Annotated in this window: 9 protein-coding genes; 7 read left to right on the forward strand and 2 right to left on the reverse strand. The window is 40.6% G+C overall.

The annotated features are described in order from the left end of the window. The first annotated feature begins 115 nt into the window (after positions 1 to 115). A complete protein-coding gene (locus tag PY364_RS14605) occupies positions 116 to 589 on the forward strand; it encodes a TspO/MBR family protein (protein WP_275523544.1) in 474 nt (157 codons plus the stop codon). Positions 590 to 628: 39 nt separating this feature from the next. Here PY364_RS14605 and PY364_RS14610 read toward each other — a convergent pair whose 3' ends face one another. Beyond that, positions 629 to 910, reverse strand: a complete 282-nt coding sequence (locus PY364_RS14610) for a YiaA/YiaB family inner membrane protein (RefSeq protein WP_275523546.1) — start codon at positions 908 to 910, stop codon at positions 629 to 631. Positions 911 to 1,763: 853 nt separating this feature from the next. On the opposite strand from PY364_RS14610, the gene PY364_RS14615 reads away from it, so the two are divergent. The 6 genes from PY364_RS14615 (at position 1,764) to PY364_RS14640 (ending at position 12,054) form a co-directional block, all read left to right on the forward strand. Further along, positions 1,764 to 4,988 (forward strand): GAF domain-containing protein, encoded by a 3,225-nt coding sequence (locus tag PY364_RS14615; RefSeq protein WP_275523549.1) that lies wholly within the window; start codon positions 1,764 to 1,766, stop codon positions 4,986 to 4,988. 43 nt (positions 4,989 to 5,031) lie between these two features. Then, on the forward strand, positions 5,032 to 6,867 hold the full coding sequence (locus tag PY364_RS14620) for an EAL domain-containing protein (RefSeq protein WP_275523550.1): 1,836 nt from the start codon (positions 5,032 to 5,034) through the stop codon (positions 6,865 to 6,867). A 3-nt stretch (positions 6,868 to 6,870) separates the two neighbouring features. Continuing rightward, a complete protein-coding gene (locus PY364_RS14625) occupies positions 6,871 to 8,151 on the forward strand; it encodes a response regulator (protein ID WP_275523551.1) in 1,281 nt (426 codons plus the stop codon). A gap of 114 nt (positions 8,152 to 8,265) precedes the next feature. Beyond that, a complete protein-coding gene (locus PY364_RS14630) occupies positions 8,266 to 8,691 on the forward strand; it encodes a DoxX family protein (RefSeq protein ID WP_275523552.1) in 426 nt (141 codons plus the stop codon). Positions 8,692 to 8,819: 128 nt separating this feature from the next. Then, positions 8,820 to 11,432 carry an MBL fold metallo-hydrolase gene (locus PY364_RS14635; protein ID WP_275523553.1) on the forward strand — a complete coding sequence of 871 codons (2,613 nt, stop codon included), beginning with the start codon at positions 8,820 to 8,822 and terminating at the stop codon, positions 11,430 to 11,432. 190 nt (positions 11,433 to 11,622) lie between these two features. After that, positions 11,623 to 12,054 carry a DUF1824 family protein gene (locus PY364_RS14640; RefSeq protein WP_275523554.1) on the forward strand — a complete coding sequence of 144 codons (432 nt, stop codon included), beginning with the start codon at positions 11,623 to 11,625 and terminating at the stop codon, positions 12,052 to 12,054. A gap of 101 nt (positions 12,055 to 12,155) precedes the next feature. Here the strand turns inward: PY364_RS14640 and glgA are convergent, their stop codons facing one another. Beyond that, the gene (glgA, locus tag PY364_RS14645) at positions 12,156 to 13,574 is read right to left on the reverse strand and encodes a glycogen synthase GlgA (RefSeq protein ID WP_275523555.1); all 1,419 of its coding nucleotides are present in this window, start codon (positions 13,572 to 13,574) and stop codon (positions 12,156 to 12,158) included. Positions 13,575 to 13,827 lie beyond the last annotated feature (253 nt).

The following is a 13,827-nucleotide window of genomic DNA, read 5'->3' on the forward strand; positions in this document are numbered from 1 at the left end:
TCTTCACCTAAAATTTATCTCTATAGACTGAGGCAACTCTTCCCTAAATCTGCGTTTATAATTAGAGAGAGCCATTTTATCAAATGGTTATTATAGTTTGAAAAAGGTTAAGTAAATGATTAAATCATGGATGGTAATTGGAGGCATTGCCTTTTTAGTAGCCTTAGCTAGTAGCTTAATTCGACCTCGTGACATCCAGTGGTTCAACCGCCTACAACGACCCAAATGGTTAGTTTTTGAAAAAGCAATTCCTATCATCTGGACTGTGATTTTTATTTGTGCTGCGTGGTCAGCAGTTATTATCTGGGAAAGAGATCCGGGAAACTCATCAACTTGGCTGCGAATGGGTTTATACCTACTTTTAGAGATAGTTACAATGGCTTACACGCCTGTAATGTGTAGATTTCGCAGCCTCAAAGTTGGTACTATTATTGGGGGAACTGGTGCGATTTTAAGCATTATATTAGTCCTAAGCATCTGGGAAGTTTCGACTCCTGCGGCTTTGCTGCTACTTCCTTATATAGTATGGAGCCCCATTGGTACTTATACTACTTGGGAAATGATGAATCTGAATCCCGCAGATGCTTAAGGAATTGGTAATTGGTAATTGGTAATTGGTAAATTGATATTATTTAAGAGGATGGTGATCGGCGAGAATTTTCTCAACTCTGGCTTCATCAATACGAGCAGTTAATCTTGTAGCTTCGTGGTTGTCTCTAATAGTTTTTGCGAGAGTAAAAGAAGAGCCAACGGAGAAAGTTAATCCCATCCCCATAAATCCTTTTACCCAATTATCAACTGGTAAATAAATAATGCCAAAAGTAGTTGCGGAAAGGGCAAGAATAAAAGAAGCCCAACATTGAATAATCCAAGCTGCTGTATCTTTCTGCTTTGCAATTGGTTGTGACATATTTCCTCTGGCTATGATTTGCCTGTTGGCTAATTAACTTATACAATATAAATTGTTAAGTAAAAGCAGTAGGTGGCAAGGACAGTTTGTAAAAGCGAACACTGCGATCGCACTTTTGATTTCTGGAGGAAAACGCTGAGGATAGGGTTTGAGCTTCACAAAGACAGGAGTAAGAGTAGACAGTTTTGAAACTGGACTAAGGTAAAATAGGGAAAGAAAGAAAAGGCGATGGGTTTATCTACGATCTACTGCTAGTTTATACAGCCATCACTTATCCAAATCATGCCAATGGAATTTAATAGATTTCACCCTGCTGTAGCAGTATCGTCAATACATCCTTTTACATCCTTTTAAATACATAGTGTAATTTAAAATGATCCACCATCATAAAAAATGATAAGTAGGTGGACATAAATAAACGCTATAAATTGTAAGGTGGGCGCTCGCCGCAACCATCTTCTTCTATGAGTTACAGGTTTTTTGCGGCGAGCGCCCACCCTACGTTTAATTATGTCCGACTACTTAAGTGTTTTAATTTTTAATTTCTAACTTAGTTGGTAGCAGAACACAGGACTTACGCATTGTAATGACAGCATCAGGGTTTGAGATTGCTAAGCCTAACGGGCACAGGCTACGCCAACGTTTCACTTGCTTTTGACAGAAAATGGTACAGGATACGTAAGTCCTGAGAACATTGAATTGTACTCAACCAAAACTCATGAATAATCTCTCACTCAGAAACAGGACGCAATCTTTATATATGGAAGAGTCTGTTTTTGTCCGTTCGAGCCTCTTTGGTTATAATTGGCTATTATCATTGACTGACAGGTGGCATATTTAAAACAAAAAACCTATGCTGACAATCTTCGAGGAGTTCTTTTCATCAGGTCAGTTTATCCCTCACGATCGCTACTACCTGTGGCAACCTCAACTGGTATGGCTCCACATTTTATCGAATTTGTCGATCGCGATCGCCTATTTCTCAATTCCAGCGATATTAATCTATTTCGTATACAAACACAGCGATATTCCGTTTCTCAGGATATTTATTTTATTCGGAGTATTTCTTATTCTCTCTGGCACAGGTCACTTGCTAGAAATTTGGACGCTATGGTATCCGGTTTACTGGTTGAACATGGTTGAGCAAGCGATTACGGCCTTGGTTTCCTGTTACACGGCGATACAAATCGTAACGCTGCTGCCCAAATTTTTGGCTCTGAAGACTCCAGAACAATTAGAGGAAATCAACCAAAAATTAGAGCGCGAAATCGCTGAACGCCAGAAAGCAGAAGCAACTCTCAAAAATACAGAAATTACCAAGAGTTACGCCTATGAGGAATTAGAAAGTCGGGTGCAAAAACGGACAGCAGAGCTAGTAGAAACTAATACAGTTTTAGAGAAAGAAATTAGAGAAAAAATTGCAGCAGAATCAGCTTTGAGAGAAAGTGAAATTCGCCTACGAAAACAACAAAATGGATTGCTAAAATTAGCTAAAAGCCCCAGTATTTATGAGGGGAATATCCAAGGAGCTTTGAGTGCAATTACCGAAGTGGCAGCTCTTACTCTGAGCATAGAAAGGGCTAGCGTATGGTTTTATAGCGAGGGTAAATCAGAGATTTACTGCGCGGATTTGTACGAAGTTACTCCCAACAGGCACAGCCAAGGCTTAAAACTTGCTGCTGCTGACTATCCAAACTATTTTCAAGGTTTAGAAATAGACCGAGTAATTGTAGCAAACGACGCTCACACTCATCCACGAACTCAAGAGTTTAGCGAGTTATATTTAACTCCTCTGTCCATTACCTCCATGTTGGATGCTCCCATTAATTTAAAGGGGCAAACTGTCGGAGTAATTTGTTTAGAACAGGTAGGAACGGTCAGAAATTGGGCAATTGAAGAACAGAATTTTAGCAGTTATTTAGCTTATATGACTTCTCTAGCAATGGAGTCACGCGATCGCAAACGGGCAGAATTAGCCTTGCGGGAGACAGCAGAACGAGAGAAAGCGATCGCATTTATGATGCAGCGAATGCGCCAAACCTTAGAAATTGAGAAGATTTTTAGCGCCGCTACTTCTGAACTGCGGCAAGCTATCAACTGCGATCGCGTTGGAGTTTACCGTTTCAACCCGGACTGGAGTGGAAATTTCGTCGCTGAGTCAGTAGTATCAGGCTGGAAAGTGCTCTTAGAGTCAGAAATAAATCAGCGCCAGCTAACAGAAACAACTATAGAAAAAGACGGTTGCGCGACCAAAACGTTAAGCATTATTGGTGAACCCATAGAAGATACTTACCTGCAAGAGAATCAAGGCGGCTTTTACCTGCAAAAAACATATTATCGCTCCGTTTCCGACATCTACAAAGCTGGATTTAATACCTGTTATATCGACCTCCTAGAGGAATTTCAGGCACGGGCTTACATCATCGTTCCTATCTTTTGTAGTAGTAAACTTTGGGGGCTGCTGGCAACTTATCAAAATTCAGATATTCGCGAATGGGGAGAAGCAGAAATTAAAATGGTAGTTCAAATTGGTGCTCAATTGGGAGTTGCCATACAGCAGGCAGAATTGCTAGCTAAAACTCAAAAACAAGCCGCAGAGCTGAAAGTAGCCAAGGAAGCTGCCGATGCCGCCAACAGCGCCAAAAGCGAATTTCTCGCTAATATGAGCCACGAATTGAGAACCCCACTCAACGCCATTCTTGGTTTTAGCCAATTGATGAACCGCGATCGATTACTATCAACGGAAAACATAGAATATCTGAATATTATCAACCGCAGCGGCGAACATTTGCTAGAATTAATTAATGATATTCTAGAAATGTCAAAAATAGAAGCGGGGCGGACGGTACTTCATGAAAGTGAATTCGACCTCTATAACTTACTCGATAGTCTTGAAGAGATGCTGCAACTCAAAGCTCAATCTAAGGCTTTGAACCTTGCTTTTGAGCGGGAAAAAATAGTGCCACAATATGTAAAAACAGATCAAAGTAAACTGCGTCAGATTTTAATAAATTTGCTGGGAAATGCGCTAAAATTTACCGAAAAAGGTAACGCGATCCTGCGAGTAAAAATTGCCGACAGAGAAAAAAGTAATAACGAATATAAAGAAAATACAAATATTCCTTCTTCCTTCTTCCTTCAGTTTGAAGTTGAAGACACCGGCCCTGGTATTGCTCCAGAGGATTTCGATAAATTATTTGAAGCCTTCGGACAAACAGCAACAGGTTTGAAATCAGGTCAAGGTACAGGCTTAGGTTTACCTATCAGTCAAAAATTCGTACAATTGATGGGTGGAGAACTTACCGTTAGCAGCAAGGTGGGTCAAGGCGCTAAATTTACCTTTGACATTCAGGCTAGTTCCGTTGATACAATTGAGATTGAGAAAGATCGGCCTATCAATAAAAAAATCCTCGGTTTAGCACCCGACCAACCGTCATACCGCATTCTGATTGTCGAAGACAATCCTGCTAACCGCCTACTCCTAGTAAGGTTAGTCAGTTCTCTAGGCTTTGAAGTGCGCGAAGCCGAAAATGGTCAACAAGGCATAGCTTTGTGGGAAAGTTGGGAGCCTCATCTAATCTTGATGGACATGAGAATGCCCGTCATCGACGGATATGAAGCTACCAAAAAGATCAGAGCTAAGTCAAAGAGTCGGGAAACAGTAATTATTGCTTTAACTGCCAGCGCCTTTGAACAAGAGCAACAACTGATTTTATCCGCAGGATGCGACGATCTGGTACGTAAACCTTTTAAAGAACAAGAGCTATTAGCTAAAATGAGTCAATATTTAGGAGTGAAATATCTATACGAAAACGATCGGGAAGATAGAAACATAAATTCAGAAAACGAAGCAGATGATTGTGCTACGATCCTTCAGCTAGAAACCTTAGAAGTAATGCCAAAAGAGTGGATGAAACAGCTATACCTAGCTGCCTGCCAAGGCAGCGACTCTTTGATTTATCAGCTCCTTGAGCAAATCCCCGCAGAAAATTCTGCTATTGCCAAAGCGCTTGGTGACTTAGTTGATAATTTCCGGTTCGACAAAATTATGGAATTAGCTCAACTAACTGTAAACTAACAAAGTTAAAAATTGAACTCTAAGCAAGTAGGGAAAAGCTAAAATGGATGGGAATCAGGTTAGCATCGTCCAAGAAGATATCTTAATTGTTGACGACAACCCAGACAATTTGCGCCTTCTCTCTAAAATGTTAACTAAAAAGGGCTATCACGTTCGCAAGGCATTAAACGGTCAAATGGCACTAACAGCCGCGCAAGCTGTTGTCCCCGATCTAGTTTTGCTTGATATTATGATGCCAGAAATGGACGGCTATGAAGTTTGTACGCATTTGAAAGCCGATCCGAAAACAGCCGAAATTCCTGTGATTTTTTTGAGTGCTCTCAGTGATGCTTTTGATAAAGTCAAAGCCTTCGCCGTAGGAGGTGCAGATTATGTTGTAAAGCCATTTCAACTTGGAGAAGTGTTAGCTCGTGTCCAAAATCAACTGGCACTTAGAGCCGCAGAATTAGAAAAAAAACAACTTAATTCTCAACTGGAAGAGCGAGTAAAAGAGCGTACTTACCAACTACAAGCAGCTAATTCTGAACTGAAGCGGGAGATAGGCGAACGTAAACTACTAGAGAAGCAATTACTAAGAATGGCGCTCCATGATGCGCTCACTGGTTTGCCTAATAGAGTGTTATTTATGGAACGTTTAGTACAAGCTCTTAACTGTTCCAAGGAAGTTAAAGGCTATCAGTTTGCCGTGTTATTTCTGGACTGCGATCGATTTAAGGTTATTAATGATTCTCTTGGTCATCCCGTTGGCGATGAACTGCTAATAGCCCTCGCTCGCCGTTTAGAAAAATCGCTGAATCCTAAAAATACCCTAGCTCGGTTGGGTGGTGATGAATTTGCAGTTTTGATAGTAGATATTGAAAATATTGCTACTGCCACCAAGTCAGCAGAACTTATACTTCAGGGACTTGCTTTGCCGTTTCAACTTAAAAGATATGAAGTGTTTATTAATGCCAGTATTGGGATTGCTGTCGGCAATTTTAATTATGAGCAACCAGAGCATTTGTTGCGGGATGCAGACACCGCCATGTATCGAGCAAAGAATTTAGGGAAAGGTCAGTATCAAATTTTTGACCCAGCAATGCACGATGCTGCTCTTAAAGTTTTGCAGCTAGAAAATGACCTCCGCAGAGCTGTCAACCAACAGGAATTTATCGTCTACTATCAGCCAATTATTGCTCTCAGTAGCGGCAGGATTTTTGGCTTTGAGGCGCTGGTACGCTGGCGGCACCCCCAACAGGGTCTAGTTTCTCCCGCACTATTTATTCCCGCAGCAGAAGAAACTGGTTTAATTAATTCTATTGGCAAGTGGGTTTTGCAGGAAGCTTGCCGTCAGTTGCGCCTATGGCATCAGGAACAAGTCACTAACTATCCTCTAACGATGAGTGTTAATCTTTCGGTGCGGCAATTTGCACAACCGGATTTAATTGAGCAAATTGACCAAATTTTGACCCAAACCCAACTCAATCCCCAGTATCTAAAATTAGAGATTACAGAAAGTGCTATTATGGAAAATGCTAAATCTGCTGCGGTGATTCTCCAAAAGCTCAGAGAACGGCACATTCAATTGAGTATCGATGACTTCGGCACGGGTTATTCTTCCCTGAGTTACCTACATTCCTTTCCTGTTGACAATTTAAAAATTGACCGCTCTTTTGTGCAGCGTTTGGACGGAAAACCGGAAAATATGGGGCTGATATCAGCAATTATGAGTATTAGTCAGGCTTTGGGAATGAATGCAATTGCAGAAGGAATTGAAACGAGAGAACAGTTAGCCCAACTCAGAAGTTTAAATTGCCATTTTGGTCAGGGGTATCTGTTTTCTAAACCTTTGGAGGCAACAGCAGCAAGAAATTTAATTCTATCGGCTCCTCGGTGGTAAGATATGACTACTAAAAATGCTGACATTTTAATTGTTGATGATACACCAGATAATATTCGTTTTTTATCCTCTCTGCTAGTAGAACAAGGATATAATGTTCGCAAAGCACTCAATGGAAAAATGGCATTGACCGCAGTTAAAGCTGTTTTACCGGATTTAATATTACTAGATATTAATATGCCTGGTATGAATGGTTATGAAGTGTGCGAACAGCTCAAAAATGATACGAAAACTTCCTCTGTTCCTGTAATTTTTTTAAGTGCTTTGGATGGTGTGGTTGATAAAGTTAAAGCTTTTCAGATAGGTGGTGTGGACTATATTACCAAGCCTTTTCACCTTGAAGAAATTTTAGCGAGAATTCAAAACCAACTGAAAGTCAAAACTCTTCAAACTCAACTGCAAGTGCAGAATGTACAACTTAAAGCGGCCTTGGAAGAACTAAAAAACACTCAAATACAATTAGTTCAGAAAGAAAAAATGATCGGTTTGGGTATATTGGCGGCAGGAATGGCTCACGAAATCAACAATCCAATTAACTTTATTTCTGGTAATATTAATCATGCTCGTCAATATATTCTATATTTGTTAAAATTGATTACTCTTTATAAAGAAGCTTATCCCATTCCTACAGCAAATATTCAAGAAGCGATGGATGAGATAGATTTAGACTTTCTTGTTCCAGACTTGGAACAACTCTTAGATTCTATGCAGAAGGGAACGGAGCGCATCCGCACAACAATTCTTGCCTTACGCATCTTCTCACGTTTGGACGAGTCTGATATTAAAGCTGTAGATATTCACGAAGGAATTGACAGCACTCTATTATTGTTGGAACATCGGCTGAATCCAGAGAGCAAATCATCAAAGATTAAAGTTATTAAAGAGTATGGAAATTTACCATTAGTTACTTGTTATGCTAGTCAGCTCAATCAGGTATTTTTCAATTTGTTAAATAATTCTATTGATGCTCTAGAGTTAGTAGATGAGGAAGATATATATCAATCTTCAGTTCCCACAATTTGGATTACCACAGAGTCAACTAATTCCGTCACTATTTCGATTAAAATTAAAGATAACGGCATTGGCATTACTGACGAAGTAAAATCTCAGTTGTTCGACCCATTCTTTACTACTAAATCAGTAGGAAAAGGTAGCGGATTAGGGTTGCTGACCAGTTATCAAATTATCGTAGAAAAGCACAAAGGACAGATAAATTGCCATTCTTTCCCTGGAAAGGGTGCAGAGTTTAAGATTGAAATTCCCGTGAGTTTGGTTAAGGGTTAACTGTTAACAGTTAACCTTTAAATCTTGACTATTAACTTTTTATGCCTTAAGGCTGGTTCAGATTAGTGTGAATCGGTGTTAAAATTGATTACGTAAAAATCTGTATCAAATTCAATGAAACACCAAAAAGAACTATGGCGAGTAATTCTAGCAGTATCCTTGACGGTTATAGGAGTGCTGCATTTTGTATCATGGGAGCAATTTGTCCGAATTATGCCGCCGCAACTTCCCTATCCCAAAGAATTAGTTTATATCAGTGGTTTCTTCGAGATTTTAGGAGGAATTGGACTGTTAGTTCCTCCAGTAAGTCGTGCTGCGGCATGGGGATTAATTGCTCTATTTATTGCTGTATTTCCAGCCAATATCAACATGGCAGTTAACAACATTGCCATAGATGGAATTCCCCATAATCAACTATTATACTGGCTAAGACTGCCTTTTCAAGCTGTCTTTATTTACTGGGCATGGCTATATACCCAACCTGACGAAGTTAAACCCCGTGCTTCAATTAGTCCCTACGAAACTGAAGATGCTAAATGAAACAGTATGAAACAGTTTGATTATTCTCTGGATTTCAATACTGTTTTTATTAATGTTTGCAAATATGATAGTATTAAAGTACCGCATCCTGCAAAGCACCAACTCTATTTTGCTCTATCGCATAAATAATGACTTCACAAACAGATACTCTCTCTACTTCCTCTACTTCTTCAAACTTTCACTTTACTCTCGTTGGACATATCGAGTCGAGTGAAGGAGTGAATTATCTGGTATGCCGGGAAGGTATTAAATTTCCTGTTAGTTCGCTACCAGCATTATATCCCTCTGAAGTTGTGTTGTGGCAAGCGATACCCAGTACCGATTCCACTGGTCAGATTTCCAATCTAACTTTGTTAAATTTCTCGAAGATTAACCTTAAAGAAAATCAAGAAGATAAATGTTTGTTATCTGGGCGAATTGTACAGCTAGGCAAAAAATACAATTTTGCTCAGATTAAGGTGAATCGCCAAGGTGGAAAAACATTAAAAATTACCTTATTATCTCCCGATCGTCGCATGAAAGTTGGTCATTTATGGGAGATAGTTGCTGTCCGTCAAGGAGGATTTTTGCACGTTCAATCAGGTATGATGATTGAAGAAGCGCAGAATACCTTAGATGAAAATTCACCTGTTTTAGAACCTGAAAATCAGTATTTTAGTGAGTTAGATCGCGGTTTAGAGATCGCAAATATTGCAGAAGAGACTGAAATCTCTGCCATCTCTTTAGAACCAAAATCTACAGATTTACTAATTTCAAATCCTGCGGATATTCAGTTACCAGTTACTTCTAAAAACAATGTTCCTCCCGCCGCTGAAGTTGCGATCGCGGCCTTAATTGCAGAAACTAAAATTGAAGATTGGAATATAGGAACACCGAAACAACGTGCAAATAAAGCATGGGAATGGAATGCCATCCATCCAATTACTCAACAGCGGGCAAGAGTTAATATTCTCGGCAAGAAACCCCCCCGCGTTTATCAGTACCCATTAATTACTAATATCGATGCTAATCTAGCTGAGAATACTCACTTAGTAGTTACGCCATTGGGAGCAGCTAGAGGGATTGGTGCTTCATGTTTTCGCATAGAAATAGGGCCTTATGAGGTGGTTTTAGATTGTGGCTCACGTCCTAAAGGCTACGATCCTTTGCCTGCATTAGAATATCTAAATAATCCTGATTTATTGATAGTTTCTCACGCCCATTTAGACCATTTAGGTGCTGTACCTGTATTTCATAACCGCTATCCAGGTGTGCGGATAATTTGCACTCAGGGAACTAGAGAAATTGCTCACATCATGTTACGCGATTGTTTAAAAGTACAATCTCTTAATGAAGATTCTACACCACTTTTTGACGATGTAGATTTGGAACGTACTTTATTTAGATTAGAAACGCAACCTGTGGGAGTTGATTTTGAACCTTTACCGGGATTAAAAGTAAGATTTATTAATGCGGGTCATATTTTAGGTGCTGCGTGTATTTACATGACTTGCGGAGAGCGATCGCTAATTTATACTGGTGATTATAATACCACTTCCAGCCGTACTACCACTGGATTGCGGTTAGCTGATTTGCCGCAAGCAGATATTTTGATTACAGAATCTACCTACGGGGCGGATACTCACCCTGGAAGAAAAGCTCAAGAAACAGCCTTAATTGATGCGATCGCAGAAGTAATTAAAGCAGGTGGAAATGTCTTAATTCCTGCCTTTGCCTTGGGAAGAGCACAAGAAATTTTATTAGCTATCCGCACTAGCACTACCTTTCACACTTTAAAGGTTCCTGTCTACGTTGATGGGTTAGTGCGTAGCGTCACTGAAACTTTCAGAGAAAACCTGGATCTTTTACCTGATTCAGTCAAAAATTTTCTCAAACAATGCAATCGAGAACCATTTTTTGACTTGAATGGAATGCCACCGATTATCCCCATTAGCAATACGAAAGAACGTCCCTTAGCAATGGCGAAACCCAGCGTAATTGTTGCTAGTTCTGGGATGTTAAGCGGTGGTGCATCAGTATACTATGCGAAAACTTTGTTAGAGAGAGAAAATGCAGCTATTTTTATCTCTGGATACACGGATGAAGAATCACCAGGGCGACTTTTGCAGAATTTAGCGGTGGGGGATGAAATTGAATTAGATGGAAAAAAAATTACTGTCAAGGCACAAATTAAAAGATTCAATTTGTCTGCTCATGCTGATAAGATTGGACTGACACAAGTGATTAACAAAGTGAGTCCAAAACACCTGATTTTAATTCACGGTTGCGGTAATGCTTTGCACTCCCTAGCAGATTCTGGAGATTTAAAATCTAAGCATTATATTCATATTCCCAATGTTGGGGAGCGAGTGGAATATGGACAAGCACCTGAACATATTTCTAAATCGCAAATAGCTAAGATTGAACTACCTCAAGAATTTGAGGTAAGCGTGGAAGCTGAAGTAGAAGGAGCTTGGTTACAAATTCCCTTGGAAGTAGTGGAAAATGATCCCCGCTGGCAACAGTTGGCAAGTAGTGGGATAATGAAAGCTTCTTGGGAGGGCTATCATTTGAAATTGAGCCCAATTACGCAGAAAAATTTATCATCGCAGAAGGCTATAGAAGATGCTGTTAGTAATGGAGAAAATTGCTGTGCAGTTTGTAAATTTTATCAGGGAGGTTCTTGTAAAGGGGAAGAAAGCCCCCTGTTTGAATTTCAAGTCGATCCCTCTGGAATTTGTGGAGAATTTAGCAATAATTAGTTAAAAAACGCTATAACATTCACAGGTGGGTGCTCGCCTCTCTCAAGAATTAAAAATGTAAAATTAAAAACTTAATTAATTTTCTTTTTAATTTTTAATTGGATTTAGCTATAAATCCTTCTTCTTCCTTCTTCCTTCTTCCTTCTTCCTTCTACTTGTCAAACGTTTTTTTGAAATAAAAAAGCAATCTATGTCTACTCAAAACTCCACTATCTTAACTGTTGAAGAAGCCCAAAAAATCATTCAAGATTTCACCTGCTTGAATATGAAATCTGTTAATTCGGATTTAGAAAAAGATGCGCTCCGTCAGGCTATTTTGCTACTAGCCAGTTTGTCAGATTACCAGATGCTAGGAGTTTGTGCTGATTCAACAACGGAAGGATTTTTAGCTCTAGGAACCTATTTAAAAGCTTTAGGCTATGAGGCAAATCTTGACTCTAATGCCGTAGTGTCAGTTGCCGGGCCTGTTTACATGAAATTCAATACTTTGAAAGGCTCGTATTATGTTGATGGCTACAATGGAACCTATCGCGGCGTACTGGTGTCTTGCCAATCTTCTGAAGCAGGAGGTATTAACGGTACTTACGGACATTTACCGCTCAATTTATTTGTTGATAGTTAATAGTTAATAGTTAGTTGTTAGTTAGAAAAGATAACTAAACCAACAACCAACAACAACGAACAACAACTAACAACTAACTATTAACAACTAACAACTAACTATTACTTAACTAATTCTGGTTGTTGTTCCATCATTTGTTCATCCTCCGGTAATCCCAGGAGATTGCTGTAGAGTTTGACATAATCTTTGGCAGAAAGATCCCAGCCAAAATCTTCTCTCATGCCGCGCTGTTGTAGTTCTTTCCATTTATCTTTATAGCGGAAACCTTCCCAGGCGCGGATCATACAGGTAAACAAATCTAGGGGTTCGTAGCGATCGAAACAGTAACCTGTACCAACATTATTAATTGGGTCGTGGTGAGAGACGGTATCAACTAAACCACCTGTGCGGCGGACAATGGGAACGCAGCCGTAGCGCATAGAAAGCATTTGACTGATGCCGCAGGGCTCAAAGCGGGATGGCATTAGGAAAGCATCGCTACCTGCGTAAACGCGCCGCGAAAGAGCCTCATTGTATAACAGTTGGGTGGCCATGCGACCGGGGTAACGGGAGGCCATTTGCCAGAGTTGGGTTTCGTAGTAGCGATCGCCTGTTCCCAATACAATAAATTGAGCATCAGTATAGGCCATGAACCTATCTAGAATTTGAATCACTAGATCGATACCTTTTTGTTCGACTAAGCGCGTTACCATGCCTATTAAAAAAGCATTCTTGTTCACTTCTAAGCCGACTTCCTCTTGGAGGGCGATTTTGTTGGGAGGGCGTTTTTCGATAGTATCGGCGCTGAAGTTTTCGAGGAGATACCTGTCAGTAGCCGGGTTGTAAGATTCAGTATCAATACCGTTGAGAATGCCGGACAATTTGCCGCTGATAAATGACATTAATCCTTCTAAAGTTTCACCGTAGGCAGGGGTTTTAATCTGTTCGGCGTAGGTAGGAGAAACAGTTGTCACTCTGTCAGCAAATTGGACGGCGGCGGCCATTGTATCGTGACCTTGCATATACCAGGGACACCATGTCATCTTTTCTAAACGCCAGCGCCAAGGCCCTTGATATGCGAGGTTGTGAATGGTGAAAACGGTGCTGATGTCTGGGTCTTGGTGCATCCAGACGGGGATCATGCCTGCGTGCCAGTCGTGACAGTGGATAATTTGGGGTTTCCAGTAGTTCCAGGCAAATTCTGCGGCCCCGTTGGCAAAGAAGGTAAACCGCCAGTCTTCGTCATCACCAGAGTAGATGCGGCGGGGCATGAAGGCAGGATGTCCGAATAAATATAAGGGGACATCGGTTCCGGGCAGCACGGTTTCGTAGACGCTGAAGTTTTGGAACATGGCTGCACCTGACCAGACAGGGGTTTTGGAGATGTCAATCTTGTCGGGCAGGAAGCCGTAGTAGGGCATAAAAATGCGAACATCGTGACCCATTCGGCGCAGGAATTTCGGGAGTGCTCCGACGACATCGCCCATACCGCCAACTTTGGCGAGGGGTGCTGCTTCTGCGGAGACAAATAGAATTCGCATTATTGCGTTTCCCTGAGATAGTGAGTTTAGATCCAGTCTAAAGGGGTAGTGTCACCATTTTTTAATGAATATATGGTGAGTGCGAGGATATTTGTAAATTTGCTGCTGCATGAGGTATAGCACCTAGTGACATACTCCCACATCAAGCTGAGTACAGCTATGATGTGGGCTTCCTAGCAGCCCGATAAAGGGTATGCAAGATTTCCTTCGCGGTACTGTTCTCCTACTACAGAGAGATTCCCACTACGGCGTT

The organism is Kamptonema sp. UHCC 0994 (assembly GCF_029167235.1).
Lineage (GTDB): Bacteria > Cyanobacteriota > Cyanobacteriia > Cyanobacteriales > Microcoleaceae > Kamptonema.

Coding starts and splice junctions, on each gene's coding strand:
- PY364_RS14605 (WP_275523544.1), top strand. CDS start 116: ATGATTAAATCATGGATGGTAATTGGAGGCATTGCCTTTTTAGTAGCC.
- PY364_RS14620 (WP_275523550.1), top strand. CDS start 5,032: ATGGATGGGAATCAGGTTAGCATCGTCCAAGAAGATATCTTAATTGTT.
- glgA (WP_275523555.1), bottom strand. CDS start 13,574: ATGCGAATTCTATTTGTCTCCGCAGAAGCAGCACCCCTCGCCAAAGTT.
- PY364_RS14610 (WP_275523546.1), bottom strand. CDS start 910: ATGTCACAACCAATTGCAAAGCAGAAAGATACAGCAGCTTGGATTATT.
- PY364_RS14640 (WP_275523554.1), top strand. CDS start 11,623: ATGTCTACTCAAAACTCCACTATCTTAACTGTTGAAGAAGCCCAAAAA.
- PY364_RS14635 (WP_275523553.1), top strand. CDS start 8,820: ATGACTTCACAAACAGATACTCTCTCTACTTCCTCTACTTCTTCAAAC.
- PY364_RS14630 (WP_275523552.1), top strand. CDS start 8,266: ATGAAACACCAAAAAGAACTATGGCGAGTAATTCTAGCAGTATCCTTG.
- PY364_RS14625 (WP_275523551.1), top strand. CDS start 6,871: ATGACTACTAAAAATGCTGACATTTTAATTGTTGATGATACACCAGAT.
- PY364_RS14615 (WP_275523549.1), top strand. CDS start 1,764: ATGCTGACAATCTTCGAGGAGTTCTTTTCATCAGGTCAGTTTATCCCT.